Source organism: Daeguia caeni (assembly GCF_042653845.1).
In the GTDB taxonomy this organism is placed as follows: domain Bacteria; phylum Pseudomonadota; class Alphaproteobacteria; order Rhizobiales; family Rhizobiaceae; genus Brucella; species Brucella caeni.
Window position 1 is genome coordinate 1 of the sequence record NZ_JBHSEL010000111.1, and the last position, 23,714, is coordinate 23,714.

The following is a 23,714-nucleotide window of genomic DNA, read 5'->3' on the forward strand; positions in this document are numbered from 1 at the left end:
CATTCAGACAATCCAACCTGGCGAATGCTTAAACTACTTCGCCAGTGCTGGATATGGTTCCATCAAAAAGTGAAATGCTCTAACATTTGTTTGCTCGCAGTTCCGGACGGATAGCCGGCTGTCACTTGTCCTGAAACTGCCTTGAGCATCCGCAACAAAACCAAAAGGCCGGGTCAGACCCGGCCCTTGTTCATGTCTCGCCCTATAAGTCATTGATCCAGCGCACAAGGCGTTCGCCCGCCTTGTCAACCTGCGTCGGATCACGCCCGAAACAGAGCCGGAAGAAGGCCTCGCCGCCTGCACCAAATGCCGTGCCCGGCGCAAGGCCAACCCTGGCCTGATCAACGAGATCAATTGCAGCCTTGCCGGAATCCGTAATCCCTTCCACGCCAAAGAACAGATAAAAGGCGCCCTGTGGCGGAGCAAGCCGCACCTTCCCCGTAGCCTGAAGTGCAGCGCACAGCCGGTCGCGTGTGGCGCGAGCGCGTTCCACCTGCATGACGATGAAATCCTCGCCCTGATCAAGGGCCGCCACCGCGCCGCGCTGGATGAACTGCGCCACACCGGAATTGGAATATTGCACCAGATTTTCGATGACGCCCCCGAGCGAGGGATGCGTGACCATCCAGCCAATGCGCCAGCCGGTCATGGCCCAGTTTTTCGAGAAAGAATTGACGAAAATGACGCGATCTTCCGGATCCATCACGTCCAGAAATGACGGTGCGCGCAAACCGCCATAATAAAAGCGGCTGTAGATTTCATCCGCGATGATCCAGACGCCGTGCCTGCGCGCGACATCAAGAATATAGCGCAATGTTTCAAGGTCAGCCGTCCAGCCGGTCGGGTTTGACGGCGTATTGATGAAAATGACCTTGGTGCGCGGTGTGATGGCCGCTTCAATCTTTTCCGGGTCAAGCGTCCAGCCATTATCGTTAAAATCAAGCTGAACCGCTACAGGCTTCACATTGCCAAGCTCGGCCGCGCCGACAAAATTGGGCCAGGCAGGAGCCAGATAGACGGCTTCATCGCCAGGGCCTGCGGTTGCTGCAATCGCCAGTTCAATTGCGTGCATGCCGGAACCGGTGACATAGAAATTCTCGCGGCGAAGTGGCAGCGGGAAATGACGTGCATAATAACGCGCCAAGGCATCACGCAATTCTGGAATGCCCGCCTGCCAGGTGTAGAATGTCTCGCCCTTGGCGATCGAGGCCTGCGCCGCCTCGCGGATGAATTGCGGCGTTGGCAAATCACCCTCACCGACCCAGAGCGGGATCAGGCCATCTTTTCCGCGACCATAATTGGAGACGGCAACAATGCCGCTTTCCCTGGACTGCACGGCTTGCGGGCGAAGACTTTCTAATAACGACATGGCGAGATGTGACATGGCAAGCGCCTCAAGATGAAGTTGTACAGATGTGATAACAAGCTGCAGACGCAAAATCACAACGCATTTTGTGATCAAATGATCAACTCTTGTGATCAAACAAAAGCGGAGCCCGAAGGCCCCGCCCTGTTGCACAGCATTGTGCTGCCATCAGACCTTCTTGGCGAGAAGATCGCGGATTTCGGTCAGCAACACTTCCTCGCGCGGTGCTTCCTGCGCTTCGGCCGGCTTTTCCTCTTCCTTCCGCTTCAGACGGTTCATCACCTTGACCACGATGAACAGGACCCATGAAATGATCAGGAAATTGATCAACAGCGTCAGGAAATTGCCATAGGCAAGCGTTGCGCCAGCCTCGCGGGCAGCCGCCAGCGTCGAGCGCGGCTCACCAGCGAGCTGGATGAACATGTTGGAGAAATCGATGCCACCCGTGATCAGGCCAATGATCGGCATGATGATGTCGTTGACGATCGAATTGACCAGACCACCAAAGGCACCACCAATGATCACACCGATAGCCAGATCAACCATATTGCCCTTCAGGGCAAACTCCTTGAATTCTTTCAACATAGATAATTCCCTCTCTTCTGCCATCCGCGATCGGGCCGTGATCGCAGAACTGCAAGATAGCAGATCATTTCATTCAATGATGAAATGCTGCTCACCTATTAAACTGCGCGCAAATTCACTGTACGGGAAGTCATATGTAGCAAACGCAACACCTTTTCGCCAAGATTCTTGCAACTTCGTCCTGAAAATGCTTGCCTCCAGACTGGCGGAGTATAAGCCATGCAGGCGATAGGAGTACGCCAGCAATGCAGGGATGGGGAATTCTAGCAGTCGCCTTTTGTTATTTGCTGCTGCTTTTTGCCGTGGCAAGCATCGGTGACAGGCGTACGGCATCATGGAACAGCGCGCCACGCCCCTATATCTACGCGCTGAGTCTTGCCGTCTATTGCACCTCCTGGACATTCTTTGGCTCAGTCGGCCTTTCGGCACAGCGCGGACTTGAGTTTCTTGGCATCTATATCGGGCCCATTCTGGTGTTCACCCTGGGCAACCGGCTGATACGCCATATCGTCCGCCTTGCCAAATCGGAGCACATCACCTCCATCGCCGATTTCCTCGCCGCCCGTTACGGCAAGAGCTTTGGCGTGGCCTCATTCGCCACCTGTATCGCCGCTGTCGGCTCCATCCCCTATATTGCCCTGCAGCTCAAGGCCGTTTCCGGCAGTGTCGGCCTGATCGTTTCGCATTACAACACCACGCTCAATCCGTCCCTTTTCTTTTTCCGCGACATATCGCTGCCTGTGGCCGCCGTTCTTGCTGCATTTGCCATCCTCTTTGGCACGCGGCATACGGATGCGACCGAACACCAGAACGGCCTCATTCTCGCAGTCGCGCTTGAATCGGTCATCAAGCTCTCCGCCTTCCTCGCCGTGGGGCTTGCCTGTACATTCTTCCTGTTTGGCTCGCCAACAGAGCTGATAAACAATATTGCCGCCTCGCCCAAGGCACTGGCGGCCGTTGAATATAAAACCTCCATCGGCACATGGATCGTACATACGGCGCTGAGTGCCGCAGCCATCATCATGCTGCCGCGCCAGTTTCATGTTGCCTTTGTCGAAAGCCGCAGCGAAGAGGAATTACGCACGGCCACATGGCTGTTTCCACTATACCTGATCCTCATCAATATTTTCGTCTTCCCTATCGCCCTGATCGGCGTCATGCTGCTCGGCAGCAGCGTCAGTGGCGACCTTTATGTACTGGCCCTGCCTCTTGCCGCCGATTCCTACTGGCTGGTCATGATTGCCTTTCTGGGTGGGCTATCGGCAGCCACGGCAATGGTGATTGTCGCCTGCGTGGCGCTGTCGATCATGATCTCCAACCACCTCGTCCTGCCGTTGTTCATCCGGCGGCTTGCCAAACCTCACCCGACCGCACAGCGCGACCTCACCCGCATCATTCTCAATACGCGCCGCCTGACCATTATCGCCATTCTGGCCACGGCCTATGCCTATTACCGCTTTACCTCGAACAATATCCATCTGGCCTCCATTGGCCTGATTTCATTTGCGGCGATCGCACAATTCGTGCCGGCCTTTCTGGGCGGGCTGTTCTGGCGCCGGGCCAATGCGCGCGGTGCCATGCTTGGCCTGTCGGCAGGTTTCATTGTCTGGGCCTATACGCTTCTTCTGCCCACGCTTTTGCCAGAAGACGCCGCCATTTTGCACAATGGCCTGTTCGGATTCACCGCACTGCGGCCCGAGGCCCTGTTCGGCACCGATGCCTTGCCGCTGAACAACGGCGTCATGTGGAGCCTTGCCGCCAATACGTTCTTCTATATGCTTGGCTCGCTGTCTCGCGCCTCGACCCCGCTTGAACGCATTCAGGCCAGCATTTTCCTGCCACGTCATCTGATTGCCGCCCCTGCGCTGAAACGCTTCCGCACCACCGTCACCATTGAAGAGCTGAAAGCCACAATGGCGCGTTATCTGGGAGCAGAGCGCGTCGAACGGGCCTTCCTGCGCTTTGAAGAGCGCGAACAGCGCCGGCTTGATCCCGGCCAGACGGTTGATACCCCCATCATCCGCTACGCCGAGCAATTGCTCGGCACTGCTGTCGGATCATCCTCTGCCCGTCTGGTGCTGTCGCTTCTGTTGCAGCGCAATGAGGCATCAGGACGCGATGCGCGCCAGCTGCTGGATGATGCCTCGGCCGCGCTGCAACAGAACCGCGACCTGTTGCAGATCGCGCTCGACCAGATGGAACAGGGCATTACCGTCTTCGACAAGGATCTGCGTCTGGCCTGCTGGAACCGTCAGTTCCGTCATCTGCTTGGCCTGCCGGAAGATGTGGTGCAGGTCGGCATTCCGATGTCGGATATTGTCGAACAGCTGCACAAGCGCGGCGATATTGCCTTCAATGCACAAAACAGCGTCATCCGCTCGCTCACTGCCATTCGCAAACCCTGGCGGATGGACCTGCCTTCAACCGGAAAAGTGCTGGAAATCCAGGCCAATGCCATGCCGGATGGCGGCATTGTCGCCACCTACACCGATATTACCGCTGCCGTTGAAGCCGATCTGATGCGCCAGAAAGCAGCCGAAGTGCTGGAACAGCGCGTGGCTGACCGTACGGCGGAGCTGACCCGCGTCAATCAGCAACTGGCGCGTGCGCAGGCGGAAGCCGAAGAGGCCAATCTTGGCAAGACACGTTTTCTGGCCGCAGCCGGTCATGACATTCTCCAGCCGCTCAATGCAGCACGGCTTTACAGTACCGCCCTTGCCGAAAAGCTCGGCCAGTCGGAAGCAAGCGAATTTGCGCGCAATATTGACAGTTCGCTGGAAGCGGTTGAAGCCATTCTCGGCATGGTGCTCGATATTTCACGGCTTGATACGGGCGCGCTCAAGCCGGAACCGACTGTCTTCCGCCTTGACCGGCTGATGAAGCAGATCGCCACCGATTTCACGCCGCTTGCACGCAAGAAAGGGTTGCGGCTGCGCGTCGTGCCGTCAAGCATCGTGGTCAAGACGGATCGCAACATGCTGCGCCGTCTCATCCAGAATCTGGTTTCCAATTCGATCAAATACAGCCGCGCCGGCAGCATCCTGCTTGGCGTGCGCAGACGCGGCAGGCATATCGATCTTCAGGTGCTCGATACCGGAATCGGCATTCCGCCGCACAAGCTGAAACTGGTATTCCGGGAATTTACCCGCCTTGATGAAGGCATGCGCGAGGCAGAAGGCCTTGGTCTTGGCCTGTCGATCGTAGACCGCATTGCGCGCGTTCTGTCATTGCCGCTGACACTGTCATCAACCGTTGGCAAGGGAACGGTGTTCACCCTTACCATCCCGGTCAGCGATGAGGCGCCGCCGGTGGAAGAGGTCAAGAGCCGCAAGAATACACGTCGCGTCTCGGAACTTGCCGGCCTCAACGTGTTGTGCATCGATAATGATGCCAATATTCTGGCCGGCATGAATACGCTTCTTACCGGCTGGGGCTGTGTGGTGACGACCTTGCGCAGCGGTGCCGAGCTCAAACAGTTCTGCGCCAGTGGAGCGCCCATGCCGGATGTGATCGTGGCCGATTTCCATCTCATCCACGAGAATGGTCTCGACATGATCGGTTATGCGCGTGAATATTTTGGCAGTGAAATACCGTCGATCCTGCTTACAGCAGACCGTTCGACGGAAGTGCGTCAGCGCACGGAAGAAGAAAATGTCACGTTGCTGCACAAGCCGCTGAAACCCGCTGCCTTACGCGCGCTCCTGTCCCAGATGCATCGGGCAAACCGTGACGATACGTCCAGCACCAAAGCCGCAGAATAGGCCGGTCAACCGGCGTTGATTGTCTCTGCGCCTATCTTCGACAGCAGGATGACGGCTTGGGTGCGGCTGTCGACTCCCAGCTTTTGCAGCACGGCCGAGACATGCGCCTTGACGGTTGCTTCCGAGACTTCCAACTCATAGGCGATCTGCTTGTTGAGCAGGCCTTCCGCCAGCATGGTCAGAACCCGGGTCTGCTGTGGCGTCAAGGTGCGCAGACGATCGATCAATGCCTGGATTTCCGGATCCTGCGGATGATCGAGATCAATGTGATCAGGCGTCCAGACATCCCCTGCAAGCACGGCATTGATTGCCTCGTTGATCGTCTCCATACCCGCCGATTTGGAGATGAAACCAGAAGCGCCAAGCTCCAGCGCATTGCGCACGGTGGCAGCATCGTCCGTTGCCGATACAATGATGATCGGTAGTGCCGGCTGCAAGGCCTTCAGTGTCACCAGACCGGAAAGCCCGGTGCCGCCCGGCATTGCCAGATCAAGCAGCAGAAGGTCGATTTCGTCTTCCTCCGCGACGATTTTCTTGACCTCGTCAAAGTCGCCCGCCTCGACAATTTCCACCGAATCCGTCTGTCCTGAAAGGACCTGGCGGAGTGCGCCTCGAAACAACGGATGATCGTCAGCGATTATGAATTTCATGAGCCTCGCGCGCCATCTCTATTACCCCCCCTTTGTCGTGCAGTCGCTGCCCCGACAATCATTTTCCGTTTTATGCCAAATTTCGAACTGGGCAACAAAAATCACAAATCAGTGGTTATTTCCAATTCATTCTTGCCGCTATCTGGCCGCATTGTAGGTTAGTGATGAATAATTTGAACGGCACAGAGACTGTCCGCAGGACAGAACGAACCCAAAAGGCATTTTATGACACGCAATACGCTTTATCCAGAGATCAAGCCTTTCAAGGAGGAAATGCTTCAGGTCTCGGCATTGCATCGCATTCATGTGGAGCAATGCGGTAACCCGAATGGCAAGCCGGTTATCATGATTCACGGCGGGCCAGGCGGTGGCATCACCCCGACCATGCGCCGTCTGCATGATCCGGAACGCTATCGCATCATCCTGTTCGACCAGCGTGGCTGTGGCCGTTCAACCCCACATGCGGAATTGCGTGAAAACACGACATGGGATCTGGTTGCCGATATGGAACATATCCGCTCCCATCTCGGCATCGACAAATGGCAGGTCTTCGGCGGTTCATGGGGCTCGACCCTAGGCCTTGCCTATGCGCAAACCCACCCGGAACGGGTGACCGAACTCGTCCTGCGCGGCATTTTCCTGATGCGCCGTTTTGAAGTGGACTGGATGTATACCAACGGCGCCAGCATCATCTTCCCGGACAAGTTCGAATCCTATTACGAACATATTCCGGAAGAAGAACGCGGTGACATGATCTCCGCTTATTACAAGCGCCTGACAGATCCAGATCCGCAGGTACAACTGGAAGCCGCACGCAGATGGTCACGCTGGGAAGGTTCGGTTCTTTCCGTCCAACCGGATCCGGCACGGGAAGATGCCTTTGGCGAAGACCAGTTTGCCGTCGCATTCGCACGTATCGAATGCCACTATTTCCAGAATCGCGGCTTCCTTGAATCCGACGACCAGTTGCTGCGCAATGTGAACCGCATTCGCCATATTCCGGGCGTCATCGTTCATGGACGCTATGACATGTGCACGCCCTTCATCAATGCCTGGCAGTTGAAAAAAGTCTGGCCGGAAGCTGAGCTGCAGATCATTGAAGACAGCGGCCATGCCGTGACAGAACCCGGCATTGTGCATGCCCTGATCGAGGCGACAAAACGCTTTGCCGAATAGGGCAATCTGAATAATCAGCCCAAGCCGGCACCGGTTTGGGCTGATGTCTTTTTCAGGCAATCCATCCGGCTATCCGGTCCGGTCAGGTGCGGCCGGGCATGGTATCGGTCGAAGGTTTTTCCGGCTCGCTTTCAAAGCTCTTGGCAATCGCCATGAAACGGCGCAGAAAACGCTCCATATAACTCATCGACTTTTCAAAATCGGCTTCCGACGGCAGCCCTGCCGTCGCATCCTTTTTCTCAAGTGCTGCAAGCCGGTCTTCAAGCTTTTTCACCCGTTCCTGCAACTGGCCAAGATCATGTTCATAGGCCGCGCGGTCATCGGCCGCCATCTTGCACGTGAGCTCTGTCGCCGATCCCGTACAGACGGACATAGCACCCGTTTGCCTGTCAAAGCGAATATAGCCATTATCCATCTTCTCAAGGCTGTAACGGCTTGCATCCTGAGCCACAGCGCCAGTCGCGCCTATTGCCAGACCCAGAACCGTTGCAGAAAAGGCAAGCGCAGACATAGTCTTCTTTCGCTGTATCATGGCGTCGATCCTCCGTGTGGCTTTCCCTTATATGGAGACAATACGTCAAAAATCGAAGCCCACGCAGCGATGAATCAATATTTTATTGATTACTGATTATCCGGGTTCACATTTCGATATTTCCATTTTGGGGCAAAATAGACTAGAGAGCAGGCCATGACACACAGGATCATCTACAAGATCACGCCGCGCGCGCTTTGGCAGCAGGCCGAAGCGGACGGGGTGTTCAGCGGGGCGCCAGTCGACAAGGCTGACGGTTTCATCCATTTTTCAACCGCTGCCCAAGTACGCGAGACTGCCGCAAAACATTTTGCCGGACAGAACGATCTGCTTCTGCTTAGCATTGATGCACACGCCCTTGGGCCGACACTGAAATATGAGCCTTCGCGCGGTGGTGATCTATTTCCGCATCTTTATGCCGATCTGCCGCTGCACGCGGTGGTGAAGGTTGAGCCCTTGCCGATCAATGAAGATGGTCTGCATATATTCCCGGAGCTGAACCAAGAATGACCAGCGTTTTTGAAACAATCGGACGACGCGCACTGTTTTGCATGGAAGCCGAAAAAGCCCATGGCCTTTCCATTGCGGTGCTGAAAACGCGGCTGGCGCGTGCGACTGTTCCGGCTGATCCGGCGCTTGCCCTTGCTGTTGCCGGGCTGAAATTTCCCAATCCGCTCGGCATGGCAGCCGGCTATGACAAGAATGCCGAAGTGCCGGATGCACTGCTTCAGCTTGGCTTCGGCTTTGCCGAAGTTGGTACGATCACGCCGCGCCCGCAATCCGGCAATCCGCGGCCGCGCATTTTCCGCCTGCCGGAAGACTGTGCCGTTATCAACCGCCTGGGCTTCAACAATGAGGGTCATGAGGCCGCCTTCAAGCGCCTGACCCAGCGCGCAGGCAATAGCGGCATTGTCGGTGTCAATATTGGCGCCAACAAGGATGCAGAAGACCGCATTGCCGATTATGTCGAAGGCATCCGCAAATTCTATCAGCTGGCGCGCTATTTCACCATCAACATTTCCTCGCCCAATACGCCGGGCCTGCGCAATCTTCAGGCGCGTGCTTCACTGCATGAACTGTTGAGCCGCGTTCTGGAAGCACGCGAGGAAGAAAGCAGCAAATGCACGCTGAAACGTCCGATCTTTCTCAAGATCGCGCCTGATCTTGTTGACGAAGAGCTGGATGACATTGCCGCCGAAGCGCTGGAACAGAAGCTCGATGGCATCATTGTTTCCAACACCACCCTGTCGCGCACGGGGCTGAAAAATCAGGAATACCGCAATGAAGCCGGTGGACTTTCCGGTGTGCCGCTGTTTGAACGCTCGACCATCGTGCTCGCCCGCATGCGCGAGCGCGTTGGTGCCGATATGCCGCTCATTGGTGTTGGCGGTGTTGACAGCGCACAAACCGCCCTTGCCAAGATCAAGGCCGGCGCCGATCTGGTGCAGCTTTATACCGGCATGATCTATCGTGGCCCCGGCATTGCCGCAGAAATCCTGCGCGGGCTTTCTGATGCCGTCAAACGCGAAGGTGTGGACAATATTTCCGCCTTCCGCGACCGCGAAACCAAGGAATGGGCTTCGCGGTCGGTTTAAACCGCAAATTCCGTGCGGTATCTGCGCGGCAGCACGAACAAAAGCGTGATGCCGCGGATCGACAGAAATAGATTAAGCGCCAGCCAAAGCCCGTGATTGCCCATCACAGGCTTGAGCGTGAACAGCACGGCAAGGAAGAACAGAAGCGACAGAAACATCATGTTGCGCATATCGCGCGACCATGTTGCGCCAATGAAGACCCCGTCCATGTGAAAGGCAAGCAGGCCCGTCAGGCCGGTCAAGGCCGCCCAGGGCAGATAGCGCAAGGCTTCCCTGTGCACGTCAAGCGCCTTGGACAAAAGCGCAATGATCGGATCGCCAAAGATCAGCAGCAGGGCCGCAACCGTTCCCGACATGACAAGCCCCCACAGGAAGGTGAGCCTGACGCCGTTTTTGAACGCCGGGCTGTAACGTGCGCCAATCGAGCGACCAACGATCTGTTCGGCAGCTGCCGCCATGCCATCCAGAAAAAATCCGGCAACGAGGAAGAAATTCATCAGAACCGCATTGGCGGCAAGCGTTACCGGCCCGAGATCAGAGCCGGCACGGGTGAAGAAGGCAAAGCCGGTCAAAAGCAGAATGGAGCGGATCATGATGTCGCGATTGACCGCAAACATGCGGATCAGCCTATCCCTGGCAAAAATCCGGCGACGATCCGGCCGCGCTGCTGTCTGCCTACCAAACTGGCGCACGACAATGACAAGTCCCACAAGGGCTGCAACGGTTTCACCCGTGACAGTGCCCCAGGCGACACCTGCAATGCCATAGCCCAGTTTCAGACCGAGATAGAGGCTGAGCACGATATTGATGCCGTTAAGCAGGAATTGCAGCGCAAGCCCCAGCACGCCCTGCCCGCGCCCCAGTACCAGACCCAGGATGGAATAATTGATCAGCGCCATTGGCGTTGCCAGCATGCGGATCGACACATAGGTTGCCATGGCGTCGCGGGTAGCAGGCGTTGGATGCATGAAGGCGGTTGTTACCGCCAGAATGAGCGGCAGGCACAGGATCGAGGCAAGCCCCATGGCAAGCGCAATCATGATGGCACGCCAGAAGATTGCCTGTTCTTCGACCGCATCGCCTGCGCCCATGGCCTGCGCCACAAGGCCGGTGGTACCGGAACGCAGGAAACCGAAAACCGACAGCAGAAAATCAAAGACCAGCGCGCCAATGGCAAGCCCGCCGATCAGTTCGGCCTGCCCCATCTGGCCAACGACGCCCATGTCAACCAGCCCCAGCAGCGGCGTGGTGATGGCGGCCAGCGTCATCGGCACGGCGATCATCAGCACCATGCGGTTGGTCACCTTGAACGGCCTGATATTCTCACCCTTCAGTGGCTGGGCATTTTCCATGTCATGCAATCCGGTTGTTCTGCAAATTGCCCCAAAGCTGAGGCACGTCCTATCTACGTGAGAACGCGACGGCGCGCATGGTAAAAAACGAACAATATTGTAGATTTATCGACCAAGCACCATCGCCCAGTAAATATAGTTCGGCCTGTTTTCCGGCGTTGCCCAGGCAAGTCCATAATGGGAAAATTCCGGGTCGAGCATATTCCTGCGATGCCCCGGCGATTTCATCCAGGCATCGAAGACCGAACGCGTATCCGGCTGGCCGGCCGCAACATTTTCAGCTGCCGGCCCATGAATGCCGGCCTTGCGCAGGCGCGCGACAAAGCCGTTGCCCCAGCCGACACTATGGCCTATCTCGTCGAAGCTTGCCATGCGCCTTGCCTGATAAAGCGCTGCCTCCTCAAGCCGCGCATCGGTTGCCACCGGGCCAAGGCCATGTGCCTTGCGGATCTGGTTGAAGAGTGTGGTCGGATCATCAGCCGCGCTCAAGGCCGGCATGACGCCCGCACCCAAAACTGCGCCGGCAAGAATGAGAAAGCCGCGCCGGGAGAGCCCAAAACCATTTCTGTTCAGCATCTTGTTCCGTGAAACCACATTGAGAAAATGTCAGGATCACTTCCGGTAGCTGAGGATTCGGAGCAAAATAAAGACAGGAATGACCACTGCCGCGCCAAGAATGAGATAATCGACAAAATGTGCGATGGCAGAAAAGCCCATATTCCAAAGGCGCAGGACAAAATCCCGGATACCCCAGAGAATATCATAGGGCGTCCAGTTGAAGGCGCTCATCACCACGCCGACAACCAGCGAAATCAGGATCAATTTGATCAGAACACGTCCGGGCGTGTCGCCAAGAAAACGGTTTACACCATCAGACATCAATTTCTCCTGTCAAACGACGCGGCTTCAGCGCGACCATGCTCCAGAAATAGGCGGTTCAGGGCAGCTCTGCAAGCGGTCAGGAAATGGACTGCTTGCGAAATGTCCGCGGTGCTTTCTGCTTTTGCCGCTGGAATGAACGGTTCATGCTGCGTGTATCGGTAAAACCGCTGGCAACCGCCACTTCCAGCAGGGTCATTTCGCTGTCTGCGAGCAGTTCCTTGGCACGCCTGACACGCAATTCCTCGCGCACCTCAAAAGCCGTACGCCCCAGGGCCTGTTTGAAAGCGCGCTCCATCTGGCGCACCGAAATGCCCAACCTGCGCGCCACCGTAACCATGGGTACAGGTTCTTCCAGTGTTTCTTCAAAGATGCGAATGGCCCTGCGCACGATCGGAGAACGCACCCCGCTGAAACTCAGGGCTGGCTGTTCGGCCCGTACCATTTCATAGGGAATGAGCAGGATGGACGCACTTTTACGCGCCAATTCTTCCGAGATTTCATTCTCAATGATGGAAAGGGCAAGAGCTGCCGCTCCCAATCCACCCGCACAGGTGAAATGCTTCCCACTCTGGTGAAACAGGCTTGCCGTGTCGGCGGTATAGCCGTCAAAGCGTTCCAGAAAATCATCACGGTGGAACCAGCTGACACAGCAGTTGCGATCAGCAAGCAGGCCGCCTTCAGCCAGAAAAAAGGCCGCCGTACACAGGCCGACAATCACCTTGCCGCGGCGATCGGCCCGCTTGATGAAATCGATTACCGTTTGCTGATGCGGCTGGTATTGCGTAAGAAGGCCGCCGACAATGGCGATATAATCGCATTCATCAAGCTCACCCAAAGGGGCGGTCGGCTCAACGACAATGCCCGAACTCGATGTAACCGGCCCGCCGCTCAACGTGCAGATTTTCCACGCACAACGGATCTGTCGGCTCTGATCGCGATCATCGGCTGCAAGACGAAACGGATCAAGAAACAGGCTCAAGGCCGTCAGCGTAAAGCCCGGCAGAACGACAATACCAACAGAAAGCCGACGCTGCACGGCTTCAGAATTTGTCACCTTACCGCTGTGCATGACACCCATGACCAATGCCATCTGACGCAGACCGGCTGCGCAACAACGACAATCACTTGAAATGTTTGGACAGTTTTAGCTGCTGTGCCTGATAGTTGGAACCGAGATCGGTACCATAAAGCGCCTTCGGACGATTCAGCATGTGCTCATAGACAAGACGGCCAACGATCTGGCCATGCTCGAGAATGAAAGGCACTTCATGGCTACGCACTTCCAGAACGGCACGGCTGCCTGAGCCTCCGGCTGCGCTATGGCCAAAGCCCGGATCGAAGAAACCGGCATAATGGACGCGGAACTCGCCAACCAGCGGATCGAACGGGGTCATTTCGGCGGCATAAAGCGGCGGCACATGCACGGCCTCGCGCGAGACGAGGATGTAGAATTCATCCGGGTCAAGCACCAGTTCACGCGAACCGCGGTCGAAAATCGGCTCCCAGAAATCCAGCACATCATAGGCGCGGCGCTTGTCGACATCGACCACGCCGGTGTGATGCTTGCCGCGATAGCCGATCAGCTTTTCGGGGCCGCCGGAGAGATCAACCGAAAGCGCAATGCCTCCACCGGAAATATTGGGCTGCTCGGCGGCAACCAGAATTTCCCGGCCATGCAGTTCGGCAAGCTCAACCTCGTCCAGCTGTGCCCGGCCCTTGCGGAAACGGATCTGCGACAGGCGCGAGCCGGTGCGCGCCACAATCGGAAAAGTACGCGGGCTGACTTCGAGATAGAGCGGCCCCGTATAGCCTGCAGGAACCTTGTCGAATTCCTGCGCACCATCGGTGATCACGCGGGTGAAGATATCAAGCCGGCCAGTGGAGCTTTTCGGATTTGCCGAAGCAGAAAGCTCGGATGGCAGGGCCAGGCTTTCCAGAAGCGGCACGATATAGACGCAGCCGGTCTCAAGCACGGCGCCGGCTGTCAGATCGATTTCATGCAGTTTCAGCCGTTCGAGCTTGTCGACCACCGGCGTTCCCGGCCCCGGCATGAAGGAGGCGCGCACGCGATAGGCCTTGGCGCCAAGACGCAGATCAAGACTTGCAGGCTGGATCTGATCCTTATCAAGCGGACGCGCCGTCGACAGTGCACCACCTTCAAACAGGGCAGCAATATCCGCGTCTGCCAGAATTCCCGCTTCTCTTGGCGCCATCGACCCTTAACTCCGTTACAGCTTGCACACTGAAATCGACTTGCGAATTTCATGATAATCAACCGTCCATAGCATTAAACGATCGATCATGCGCGTGCCAATCCCGGATTTCCGCAGGAAATAGCGACAAATGCCTCGCCTGAGCCATTTGCTTCTACAACTATGGATGGGCCTGACAGGCATTGACGCGCCCCGGCAACAGGCATAAAGGAATGTCATTCCGTGGTGATTTGCCGGCCGGCTTGCAGCCACGTTAAAGAATTCGCTAAAAAGGGCCGCGGATTCCAAACCGGCTCTTGCGTGTTCGCAGAGCCGGTTTTTTATTGGCCGCCGAGGTTTTCACCCCGGCCGACCAGCTTTCAACAGGTTGGACAAATGACAAAGAAGACGACCCGCAAGTTCCGCCCCGCAACTGATCTGGTGCATGCCGGATCGCTCCGCTCCGGCTTTGCGGAAATGTCCGAGGCCCTGTTCCTCACACAGGGCTTTCTCTATCCGAACGCCGAAGCGGCAGAAGCCCGCTTCAAGGGCGAAGATCCGGGTTTCATCTATTCGCGTTATGCCAACCCGACGACCGACATGTTTGAAAAGCGCATGTGCGCGCTGGAAGGCGCGGAAGAGGCCCGTGCCACAGCATCGGGCATGGCCGCTGTTGCCGCCGCCATTCTCTGTCAGGTGAAGGCTGGCGATCACGTCATTTCGGCGCGTGCCGTGTTTGGCTCCTGCCGCTATATCGTTGAGACGCTCTTGCCGCGTTATGGCGTGGAAATCTCGATCATTGACGGCTCAAAGATTGAAAACTGGAAGGCTGCGGTGCGTCCGAACACCAAGGTCATGTTCCTTGAAAGCCCGTCAAACCCGACACTTGAAGTCATTGATATTGCCAAGGTGGCGGAAATTGCCAATGAAGCAGGCGCAAGGCTGATCGTGGACAATGTGTTTGCCACGCCGATGTTCCAGCGCCCATTTGAACTTGGCGCTCATATCGTCGTCTATTCGGCGACCAAACACATTGACGGTCAGGGCCGCTGCCTTGGCGGCGTGATCCTGTCGGACCGCGAATGGATCGAAACCCAGTTGCAGGATTATTTCCGCCATACGGGTCCCGGCTTGAGCCCGTTCAATGCATGGATCATGCTGAAGGGGCTGGAAACCCTGCCAGTCCGCGTGCGCCAGCAGGCGCAATCCGCCAAGGCGATTGCCGATTTCCTGGCCGGCAAGCCGGGCGTCAAGCGTGTGATCTATCCGGGGCGTCCCGACCATCCGCAGGCTGAAATCATTGCGCGTCAGATGAGCGGCGGCTCGACACTGATCGCGCTGGAGCTCGAAGGCGGCAAGGAAGCCGCATTCAAGTTTGAAAACGCGCTTGAGGTCTTCAGCATTTCCAACAATCTGGGTGACGCCAAGAGCCTGATCACCCATCCGGCCACCACGACGCACAAGAACCTCAGTGACGAGGCCAAGGCAGAGCTTGGCATTACGGATGGATTGCTGCGCATTTCGGTCGGCCTTGAAGATACGGATGACCTGCTGGAAGATGTCGAGGAAGCCCTGAAGGCTGCCCGCTGAAGATTCTTCCGAACGCCTGCACCTGCGGGCGCATGTCTTTCCCAAAGCAGTTTAAGGAAAAGTGGGGGCAGGTTGTCTGTCTGGAACCGCTAAAAGACAATATGCTGGAGCAATCAGCGTTTCCGTGAAAATCTGAATTGCCCCAAGACCGACTGTTCTTCGGGCATGGTTTCAGGCCCTTGCACTTGCACATGCCAGTCCGGTATGCCTGTGACATGCAGGAATCACCGAAAGGGTTGGCATGTACAAGGCGGTAACGCATGGGATCGAAATCACCGTCGAGCCCTTCTATATCGAGGAACAGTCCGATCCGGACGAAAACCGCTATGTTTTTGGTTATCGCGTCACAATCGTCAACAATTCCAATGGCACGGTACAGCTTCGCTCGCGCTATTGGCAGATAACGGATGCCAATGGTCGTGTCGAGGAAGTGCGTGGTGAAGGCGTGGTGGGCGAACAGCCCATTCTGGAGCCGGGCGACTCCTTCCAGTATACTTCTGGCTGCCCACTGAAGACCCCATCCGGCGTGATGGTCGGCCGCTACCAGATGCTTGGCATGGGCAATGACATATTCGAGGTCGATATTCCGGCCTTTTCGCTCGACCTGCCAGAGCAGCGGCGTACGCTGAACTGATTAATGGAGCCGTTCCAGGAAAGTGGATACCGGTTTTCCGTCCGGAACCGCGGAAAAACAGCATGAGCGGCATAAAGCAAAGGCGGCTCCCTGACAGGGCCGCCTTAAGTCTTTCTGAAAAATGAATGTTTTCAGTCAGTTACTTATCCAGAAACTGCCTTGGGTCGAATTCATAGCTCTTTGAGCAGAATTCGCAGGTGACGGTGATCTTGCCGTTTTCTATGCTGTCATTGATTTCCTCAGCCGAGAAGCCGGACAGGACATTCTCGATCCGCTCACGCGAGCAGGAACATTCATCCACCACAGGAACCGGATCATAGACGCGCACGCCACGCTCATGGAACAGGCGGTAAAGCAACCGTTCCGAGCCAACCTGCGGGTCGGTCAGTTCCGAGCTTTCAATCGTGGCGACAAGCGAACGGGCTTCCGTCCAGGCATCGTCTTCCGGATGATAGTCGCCCGTGCTTTCATCGCCATCGCCGCCATGCAGGTCACGCTTGCGCGCACGCAACTCGGATTCCGGCAGGAACTGGATGATCAGCCCGCCAGCACGCCATTGTTCAACCGGCTTGCCTTCCGCATTGCGTTCAACCAACTTGGCAACACTCAGCTTGAGGTCTGTGGGAATCTGTTCTGACTGGCGGAAATAGGTGATCGCGATTTCTTCAAGGCTTGAGCCGTCAAGCGCGACAATGCCCTGATAACGCTGGGTATAAGGCCCCTGATCGACCGTCAGCGCCAGTGTTCCGCGCCCCAGAAGCTGTTCTGGCCGCGTTTCATTGGCCGCGACCGCTGCCTTCAGGCGTTCCGCATCATAGCGCGCATAGGCGCGCATGGAACGCGGCGTGCGGAAATCGACCACCAGCATGTCCACCGGTCCATCCGACTGGATCTGGAAAATGAACTTGCCGTCGAATTTGAGTGAGGTCCCAAGCAGAACCGTGAGGACTGCTGCCTCTGCCAGAAGGCGGGCAACCTCTTCCGGATAGTCATGACGCTTCAGAATGGCATCGATGCTTGCGCCAAGCTGTACGGCGCGACCACGCACATCAAGCCCTTCCACCTGAAAAGGCACGACAGCATCATCACCCGCAAAGCCAAAATCGCCCAGATGCGCGGTCCTGCTGCCAGACGCACCCTGATCATTGCCAATTTTGTCGTTCAATTCACACTCCCTGCAGGCACCAGGCCAGAACTGCCTTCTGGGCGTGGAGCCTGTTTTCGGCTTCATCAAATACGACGGATTGCGGTCCGTCGATCACTTCGTCTGTCACTTCTTCACCGCGGTGCGCAGGCAGGCAGTGCATGAACAGGGCTTTCGGATCGGCCTTTGCCATGAGTTCCGCATTGACCTGATAAGGCATGAAGACATGATGGCCGCGTGCGCGGTCTTCCTGTCCCATCGAAACCCAGGTATCAGTGACGATACAGTCTGCGCCTGTTGCGGCCACAACCGGATCGGTCGTCGACATGATGTTTGCGCCATTGGCGCGTGCCCATTCAATATAGTTTGCCTTTGGCTCGCTGCCTTCCGGCGTTGCAATATTGACATTGAACCTGAAGCGTGCTGCCGCCTCAATCAGAGAATGCAGCACATTATTGCCGTCGCCCATCCAGGCGAATGTCTTGCCGGCGACCGGGCCGCGATGTTCTTCATAGGTCAGAATATCGGCCATAATCTGGCAGGGATGCGTATCATCCGTCAGCGCATTGATCACCGGCACGGTGGCATATTCGGCCAGTTCCAGCAGGCGCTCATGCGCGGTGGTGCGGATCATGATCGCATCGACATAGCGCGACAGGACGCGCGCCGTATCGGCAATGGTTTCGCTGCGGCCAAGCTGCATTTCCGAACCGGTGAGCATGATGGTCTCACCACCCAGCTGACGCATGCCGACATCAAATGAAACGCGGGTGCGGGTCGACGGCTTTTCAAAGATCATCGCCAGCACCTTGCCAGCCAACGGCTTGTCCATCTCGCCAGCCTTCAGGCGTGCCTTGCGTGCCTTGGCGTCTTCCAGGATTGCGCGCAGATCGTCTGCCGCTACTGCCGAAAGATCAAGGAAATGTTTGATGTTCTTGCTCATTTCGTTACGCCGTCTTGCTGGTCGGATTTGCGATTGCGAGCCGTTCAACAGCCGCTTCGATACGTTTCAGTCCTTCACGCGCCTCTTCCGGCGTGGTGATCAATGGCGGCAGCAAGCGCACGACATTATCCCCCGCACCCACACACAGCACGTGCTCATCATAAAGCGCCTGCACCAGAGAGGTGTTCGGCACCACACATTTCAGCCCTATCAGAAGCCCGCGTCCGCGCACTTCCGACACGACATTGGGATAGCGATCGATGATCGAGGCAAGCCCCTGTTTGAACACCAGCGCAACCGCATTCACATTGTCGAGGAAGCCTTCTTCCAGCACGACATCGAGCACGGCATTGCCAACCGCCATGGCGAGCGGATTGCCGCCATAAGTCGAGCCATGCGTGCCGGCTACCATGCCCTTGGCTGCCTCTGCCGTCGCCAGACATGCGCCCAACGGGAAGCCGCCGCCAATACCCTTGGCAATAGCCATGATATCCGGTGTCACACCTGCCCATTCATGCGCAAAAAACCTGCCCGTGCGACCGACGCCGGACTGCACCTCGTCAAAGATCAGAAGCAGGCCGTTTTCATCGCACAGCCTGCGTACAAGGCGCAGGAAATCATCCGGGAATGCGCGCAAGCCCCCCTCGCCCTGGACAGGCTCCAGCAGGATTGCCGCAGTTTCCGGCGTGATGGCTGCGCGCAGCGCAGCTTCATCGCCAAATGGCACCTGATCAAAGCCCGGCGCCTTCGGGCCGAAACCTTCAAGATATTTTGCCTGACCACCGGCTGCGATAGTCGCGATGGTGCGGCCATGGAACGCACCTTCAAAGGTGATGATATGGAAGCGTTCCGGATGGCCATTGGCATAATGATAGCGCCGTGCGGTCTTGATCGCACACTCCAACGCCTCTGCGCCGGAATTGGTGAAGAACACCTTGTCGGCGAATGTATTGTCGATCAGGCGCTGCGCCAGTTTTTCCTGGCCCGGCACCTGGTAAATATTGGAGACATGCCAGAGCTTTTCAGCCTGCGCCTTCAGGGTTTCGACCAGATGCGGATGAGAATGGCCAAGCGAATTCACGGCGATACCGGCAGCGAAATCCAGATAGCGCTCGCCATCTTCGGTCACCAGCCAAATGCCATCGCCTCGCTCAAATCGCAAAGCCGCACGATTATAGGTGTCGTAGAGCGGTTTTACGGTCTTCGCGTCGGTCATTCTGGCAGGCCTCCGTTAGCCTCATATCCTGTTGACGTTCCCGCGCGACAACGGGAGCGGCAAGCTGTTCAATTGCAACATGATCTCCCCGACCGACAAAGGCCTTCGGCCGAAGGAACCGCGCCGGAGCTCAGCATTGCCTGCCGGGCCTTCGGCTGAAATAAAAAACCGCCCTCCGGGCGGCACCGCAGTATATTGGCGTTCCAAAGAAAAATGTCAATGAAGCGCATGCTCTTTGTTGCCGCACGACATGCCATTCAGGACATATTATTCCGCCTGTCGCGGAAAAGTGAAAAGCCCGGCAAGTCACTCGCACAAATTGCCATTGCCGGCTGGCATGCCACACTCTATTCATTGCGAGACAGCATATTTTTAATTAACCACCAAAGAAATGCCCTCATTTGCACCCAAGTTGGGGAAAACCATGAAAATGGAATCTGCCTGATGGGCAATCCCTTGTCATGGAGTCATTCGATATTGTAGGTTCGCAACTGAGAAAACTACATTTCGTGCAGCGGACCTAGTCACCCGGATAGATATGGTGTTTTAACCCGGATATGCCGGGCACTTGTGGATTCCGGAAAGAATAAACGATTGGAGCCCAGGGCGATGAACTGGACAGACGAACGCGTCGAACTTCTGAAGAAACTGTGGAACGAGGGCTTGAGCGCAAGCCAGATCGCAGCACAGCTCGGCGGCGTCAGCAGAAACGCAGTGATTGGCAAGGTCCACCGGCTTAAGCTTTCTGGCCGCGGCAAGACGACCACAACGGCCCCGCGCAGCAAGAAGGTCAACACGGCTGCACCTGCCGCTTCACGTCCAAGCACGCAGGCAAGCAACAATGTCGGCGGCAGCCAGAGCCATGCAAACACCACGGTTCGCCCGGCTGCAACCGTGACCAAGACGGTCGGCTCGGCGGCCCTGCAGGTTGAGTATGAAACGGATACGGTTTCTGAAACCGTGATGAAACCGGCCTCCGACGTGGTCGTGCCAATCTCGCGCCGTCTTTCGCTGCTGCAGCTTAGTGAACGCACCTGCAAATGGCCGATCGGCGATCCGCTGAGCGAAGAATTCCATTTCTGCGGTCATGAATCGGGTGAATCCAGCCCCTATTGCGCCTATCATTCAAAGCTGGCCTTCCAGCCAACGTCCGAACGCCGTCGCGTTCGCTGACGTTCCGCTTTCGTCGGTTCCGGATTGCTGAACTGACGGAACATCCGGTCTCGCTCGGATTGCAGCAGATGCCGGATGCACGGCGAAAACCTGTTGCCTGAATTTGTGCCCGGATGCCCCGCAATCCGGGCATTTGTTTGGGCCGGCCAACTGCCCATCTCCGCCAGCCATGTCCTGTTCCGGAACCGACTGTCCCCTTGAAGCGAAATGCATGTTTCCCGTGCAGGTCGTCTATCCCCATGTCTGCCACCCCTGACAAACCGCAGAGCAGACCGATCCAGACGGATGGCAAAATCAGCCGCTGATCTGCGCAATCAGGCCATGCGCCTGGGCAGGCGCACCATGAAGACCGAGCCCTCGCCCAGCTGCGAACGAATGACCAGCCTGCCGCGATGGCGTACCAGAATATGTTTGACGATGGCAAGGCCAAGACCGGTTCCCTTCTGTGCCCGGCTGGTTTCCGCATTGATACGGTAAAAGCGCTCCGTGAGACGTGGCAGATCCTGCTGGACAATGCCGGGGCCAAAATCGCGCACCGACACCACCACTTCCGCGCTGGAGCCCGTCATCTCCTCGCTCAGGCTGACAATGACCCGCTTGCCCTGCTGACCATATTTGCAGGCATTTTCGACAAGGTTCTGAAAGACCTGAATCAGCTCGTCACGCGCGCCTGTCACCTCGGCTGTCTCGACTGAAAAACTGCGTTCTATGTCAACCCCCAGATCGGCCGCGAGCGGCGTCATCGCATCCACGACATGGTTGAGGACACTGACCACTTCGACAGGTTCTGTCACCGCCAGATGTGCCCGCATCTCAAGCCGGGAAAGCGACAGGAGGTCGTCGATCAGGCGCGACATACGCTCAGCCTGGTCCTGCATGATGCCCAGGAATTTCTCGCGCGCTGCCGCATCATTGCGCGCCGGGCCTTGCAGCGTTTCAATGAAGCCCCGCAATGAAGCCAGAGGCGTGCGCAATTCGTGGCTGGCATTGGCAATAAAGTCAGACCGCATGCGGTCAATACGGCGCGTCTCGCTTTGGTCACGAAACAGGAGGACAAACAAAGCCGGCTCGCCCTGATTGCCCGGCAGGCGCTTTACCGTCGCCTTGAACCAGCGATCGACCGGCACGCGCTCGCAATAGTCGATCGTTCTGGTCTTGCCATCGGCAATCACCCCCTGAACAAGCGCGTGCATTTCCGGCGCCCGGAAACGCAGATACAGGGCACTGGCATGATCCAGCGACGGAAAGGCCTCGCGCGCGGCCTGATTGGCGAAGCGGACGCTGCCTGAAGGATCAAAGACTATCAGCGGATCGCTCAGGAGATCGGCAAGCTTTTCACCGGAAAGATCAGCCAGTTCATTGCTGTTGCGCGCAGCAACCTTTTCAACCGTATTCGTCTCGATCGCAAACTGGCTTGCAAACCAGACCGCACAGAGGATTACAAAGGCTATCAATCCAGCCTGAAGCCAGACCGGAAGATCAAGCAGCAGGACACACACAGCCAGAAGGATGCTGACAAGAAGAAGCCCTCTGGTGCGCCTGAAGGGCGCAAGCAGTGAATCCTCTCTTGCAGGCCGTATCGCCTTTTCATTGTCTTTTTGTGCCATCTTGCCAGCCACAGCCATGATCGTACCCTGTAAGAGAGCAGGAGTTTCATGCACATTACATCAGCCATTATCATGATTGATATAACCGAACGAGGTCTGCCGTGTGTGACAATTCCAAGACAACCGACAGGAAGCGGCAAAAAGACCATCAGTTTGAGAATGGCCGGCGTCAAACGGAAATTCGATCTTGACGATCCCAAACTGCCGAACTGGATTGAGGACAATGCGCTGTCTTCAGGCGGCTATCCCTATGCTGAGCGCATAAAGTCATCGGAATATGAAGAAACCCTGACCAGGCTTCAGATCGAACTGGTGAAACTGCCGGACTGGCTGCAGGCGACGGACGAACGCATCATCTGCCTTTTTGAAGGGCGCGATGCCGCAGGCAAGGGCGCACCATTTTTACCATCCACGAATATATGAACCAGCGTATGGTGCACAATGTCGCCTTGTCCAAGCCGTCCGAAACCGAACGCGGGCACCGGTATTTTCAGCGTCATGCCGCACATTTCCCGACTGCCGGTGAATTCGTCACCTTTGACCACTCGTAGTATAACCGCACCGACGGTGAAAAGGTGACGGGATTTTGCACGCCGCAACAGCTGGAAACCTTTCTGATCGAGGCCCCGATTTTGAGCGCATATTCGTGACCGACGGGATCCATCTGTTCAAGTTCTGGCTGGATATCGGCGGGAAATGCAGCTCAAGCATTTTCATGGCGCCGCCACAGCCCATTGAAGCGCTGGAACTCCTCCCCCATGAATGTCGCAGCCTCACCTGCTGGGACGACTACTCCGCCGCATTGCAGACAATGCTGGCGCGGACAGACACAGGCTATGCCCCTGGACCATCACCCGCTCCAATGACAAGCGGCGGGCGCACTTGCCGCAACCCGCCGCATTCTCTTGTCGCCTCCCTATACGGGACGCGATCTGGAAGCCATTGGCGCAGAAGATCAGTCTATCATCGGACGCGGTGCCACCATGCTGGGCACGGATTCCCGCACCGCCTCTGACAGGGCATAGAATGCACTTGGCTTGTGCGGCGTCTTTTCCCAGAGATGGGGCTTATGGATGAGCTGTATCAGGGCACGCCATGCCGCACGCGAGATCAGCAGCCAATAGACCGGAATGGATATGAAATAGGAATAATCGCGCGTCTCTGTCGGCTCCATGGTCTGCAGGCCAAGAAGATAGTAGCCGAGATAGGCTAGCAGGATATTGATTGCATCCAGAAACTGGTCTGCCCCCTGAAAAGTGGTCCTCCCTGAAGTAAACTATTGAGCCGTAGGAGGACGTTGGAATGCCGCAGAAGAA

General features: G+C 56.7%; 23 protein-coding genes, 1 pseudogene and 1 riboswitch. Of the genes and pseudogenes, 10 read left to right on the forward strand and 14 right to left on the reverse strand.

The annotated features are described in order from the left end of the window. Positions 1-202: 202 nt before the first annotated feature. Positions 203-1,369, reverse strand: coding sequence for a pyridoxal phosphate-dependent aminotransferase (locus ACFO1V_RS11125; protein ID WP_374833930.1), 1,167 nt, complete (start codon positions 1,367-1,369; stop codon positions 203-205). Positions 1,370-1,534: 165 nt separating this feature from the next. Beyond that, positions 1,535-1,951, reverse strand: a complete 417-nt coding sequence (gene mscL, locus ACFO1V_RS11130; RefSeq protein ID WP_374833890.1) for a large conductance mechanosensitive channel protein MscL — start codon at positions 1,949-1,951, stop codon at positions 1,535-1,537. Positions 1,952-2,196: 245 nt separating this feature from the next. Here mscL and ACFO1V_RS11135 point away from each other — a divergent pair, with 245 nt between their 5' ends. Next, positions 2,197-5,712 carry a NahK/ErcS family hybrid sensor histidine kinase/response regulator gene (locus ACFO1V_RS11135; protein ID WP_374833892.1) on the forward strand — a complete coding sequence of 1,172 codons (3,516 nt, stop codon included), beginning with the start codon at positions 2,197-2,199 and terminating at the stop codon, positions 5,710-5,712. 5 nt (positions 5,713-5,717) lie between these two features. On the opposite strand, the gene ACFO1V_RS11140 is transcribed toward ACFO1V_RS11135, so the two are convergent. Then, positions 5,718-6,362, reverse strand: coding sequence for a response regulator (locus ACFO1V_RS11140; RefSeq protein ID WP_374833894.1), 645 nt, complete (start codon positions 6,360-6,362; stop codon positions 5,718-5,720). A gap of 225 nt (positions 6,363-6,587) precedes the next feature. Between ACFO1V_RS11140 and pip the strand changes: the two genes are divergently transcribed. Continuing rightward, positions 6,588-7,538: a prolyl aminopeptidase gene (gene pip / locus ACFO1V_RS11145; RefSeq protein WP_374833896.1), complete on the forward strand. Its 951-nt coding sequence runs from the start codon at positions 6,588-6,590 to the stop codon at positions 7,536-7,538. Between the two features lie 82 nt (positions 7,539-7,620). Here the strand turns inward: pip and ACFO1V_RS11150 are convergent, their stop codons facing one another. Beyond that, positions 7,621-8,070 carry a hypothetical protein gene (locus ACFO1V_RS11150; RefSeq protein ID WP_374833898.1) on the reverse strand — a complete coding sequence of 150 codons (450 nt, stop codon included), beginning with the start codon at positions 8,068-8,070 and terminating at the stop codon, positions 7,621-7,623. Between the two features lie 156 nt (positions 8,071-8,226). On the opposite strand from ACFO1V_RS11150, the gene ACFO1V_RS11155 reads away from it, so the two are divergent. Together ACFO1V_RS11155 and ACFO1V_RS11160 are read left to right on the forward strand one after the other, a co-directional pair. After that, positions 8,227-8,580 carry a DUF952 domain-containing protein gene (locus tag ACFO1V_RS11155; RefSeq protein WP_374833900.1) on the forward strand — a complete coding sequence of 118 codons (354 nt, stop codon included), beginning with the start codon at positions 8,227-8,229 and terminating at the stop codon, positions 8,578-8,580. Further along, positions 8,577-9,665: a quinone-dependent dihydroorotate dehydrogenase gene (locus ACFO1V_RS11160; RefSeq protein ID WP_374833902.1), complete on the forward strand. Its 1,089-nt coding sequence runs from the start codon at positions 8,577-8,579 to the stop codon at positions 9,663-9,665. Before ACFO1V_RS11155 ends, ACFO1V_RS11160 begins: the two co-directional genes overlap by 4 nt. On the opposite strand, the gene ACFO1V_RS11165 is transcribed toward ACFO1V_RS11160, so the two are convergent. The 5 genes from ACFO1V_RS11165 to ACFO1V_RS11185 form a co-directional block, all read right to left on the reverse strand. Continuing rightward, positions 9,662-11,017, reverse strand: coding sequence for an MATE family efflux transporter (locus tag ACFO1V_RS11165; protein WP_374833904.1), 1,356 nt, complete (start codon positions 11,015-11,017; stop codon positions 9,662-9,664). The two genes, ACFO1V_RS11160 and ACFO1V_RS11165, sit on opposite strands and share 4 nt — an antisense overlap. Before the next feature lie 105 nt (positions 11,018-11,122). Beyond that, on the reverse strand, positions 11,123-11,593 hold the full coding sequence (locus ACFO1V_RS11170) for a CAP domain-containing protein (protein ID WP_374833906.1): 471 nt from the start codon (positions 11,591-11,593) through the stop codon (positions 11,123-11,125). A 36-nt stretch (positions 11,594-11,629) separates the two neighbouring features. Next, entirely contained in the window at positions 11,630-11,896 is a 267-nt protein-coding gene (locus tag ACFO1V_RS11175; protein WP_374833908.1) for a DUF6460 domain-containing protein, read from the reverse strand. A 79-nt stretch (positions 11,897-11,975) separates the two neighbouring features. After that, the gene (locus ACFO1V_RS11180; RefSeq protein ID WP_374833910.1) at positions 11,976-12,953 is read right to left on the reverse strand and encodes a GlxA family transcriptional regulator; all 978 of its coding nucleotides are present in this window, start codon (positions 12,951-12,953) and stop codon (positions 11,976-11,978) included. A 67-nt stretch (positions 12,954-13,020) separates the two neighbouring features. Beyond that, positions 13,021-14,112, reverse strand: coding sequence for a 2'-deoxycytidine 5'-triphosphate deaminase (locus ACFO1V_RS11185; RefSeq protein ID WP_374833912.1), 1,092 nt, complete (start codon positions 14,110-14,112; stop codon positions 13,021-13,023). Between the two features lie 212 nt (positions 14,113-14,324). Further along, positions 14,325-14,403, forward strand: a riboswitch (SAM riboswitch). A gap of 84 nt (positions 14,404-14,487) precedes the next feature. Between ACFO1V_RS11185 and ACFO1V_RS11190 the strand changes: the two genes are divergently transcribed. Both ACFO1V_RS11190 and apaG read left to right on the forward strand, forming a co-directional pair. Further along, a complete protein-coding gene (locus tag ACFO1V_RS11190; RefSeq protein WP_374833914.1) occupies positions 14,488-15,681 on the forward strand; it encodes an O-succinylhomoserine sulfhydrylase in 1,194 nt (397 codons plus the stop codon). A 241-nt stretch (positions 15,682-15,922) separates the two neighbouring features. Next, positions 15,923-16,315, forward strand: coding sequence for a Co2+/Mg2+ efflux protein ApaG (gene apaG / locus ACFO1V_RS11195; RefSeq protein ID WP_374833916.1), 393 nt, complete (start codon positions 15,923-15,925; stop codon positions 16,313-16,315). A 139-nt stretch (positions 16,316-16,454) separates the two neighbouring features. Here the strand turns inward: apaG and ACFO1V_RS11200 are convergent, their stop codons facing one another. The 3 genes from ACFO1V_RS11200 to ACFO1V_RS11210 are packed head-to-tail and all read right to left on the reverse strand — an operon-like array spanning position 16,455 to position 19,618. Next, positions 16,455-17,546, reverse strand: a complete 1,092-nt coding sequence (locus ACFO1V_RS11200; RefSeq protein WP_374833918.1) for an Hsp33 family molecular chaperone — start codon at positions 17,544-17,546, stop codon at positions 16,455-16,457. Further along, positions 17,482-18,402 (reverse strand): ornithine carbamoyltransferase, encoded by a 921-nt coding sequence (gene argF, locus ACFO1V_RS11205; protein WP_374833920.1) that lies wholly within the window; start codon positions 18,400-18,402, stop codon positions 17,482-17,484. Before argF ends, ACFO1V_RS11200 begins: the two co-directional genes overlap by 65 nt. 4 nt (positions 18,403-18,406) lie before the next feature. Beyond that, entirely contained in the window at positions 18,407-19,618 is a 1,212-nt protein-coding gene (locus ACFO1V_RS11210; protein ID WP_374833922.1) for an aspartate aminotransferase family protein, read from the reverse strand. Between the two features lie 219 nt (positions 19,619-19,837). Here ACFO1V_RS11210 and ACFO1V_RS11215 point away from each other — a divergent pair, with 219 nt between their 5' ends. Next, positions 19,838-20,101, forward strand: a complete 264-nt coding sequence (locus ACFO1V_RS11215; protein ID WP_374833924.1) for a hypothetical protein — start codon at positions 19,838-19,840, stop codon at positions 20,099-20,101. Between the two features lie 126 nt (positions 20,102-20,227). Continuing rightward, a complete protein-coding gene (locus ACFO1V_RS11220; protein ID WP_374833926.1) occupies positions 20,228-20,791 on the forward strand; it encodes a GcrA family cell cycle regulator in 564 nt (187 codons plus the stop codon). A 314-nt stretch (positions 20,792-21,105) separates the two neighbouring features. Here ACFO1V_RS11220 and ACFO1V_RS11225 read toward each other — a convergent pair whose 3' ends face one another. Next, positions 21,106-22,398, reverse strand: coding sequence for an ATP-binding protein (locus ACFO1V_RS11225; protein ID WP_374833932.1), 1,293 nt, complete (start codon positions 22,396-22,398; stop codon positions 21,106-21,108). Positions 22,399-22,557: 159 nt separating this feature from the next. Here ACFO1V_RS11225 and ACFO1V_RS11230 point away from each other — a divergent pair. Beyond that, positions 22,558-22,949: pseudogene (locus ACFO1V_RS11230) on the forward strand (polyphosphate kinase 2 family protein). Positions 22,950-23,044: 95 nt separating this feature from the next. Beyond that, positions 23,045-23,413, forward strand: a complete 369-nt coding sequence (locus ACFO1V_RS11235) for a polyphosphate kinase 2 family protein (RefSeq protein ID WP_374833928.1) — start codon at positions 23,045-23,047, stop codon at positions 23,411-23,413. Here the strand turns inward: ACFO1V_RS11235 and ACFO1V_RS11240 are convergent. After that, complete coding sequence (locus ACFO1V_RS11240) at positions 23,354-23,572, reverse strand: hypothetical protein (RefSeq protein ID WP_374833934.1); 219 nt, start codon at positions 23,570-23,572, stop codon at positions 23,354-23,356. The two genes, ACFO1V_RS11235 and ACFO1V_RS11240, sit on opposite strands and share 60 nt — an antisense overlap. Positions 23,573-23,714 lie beyond the last annotated feature (142 nt).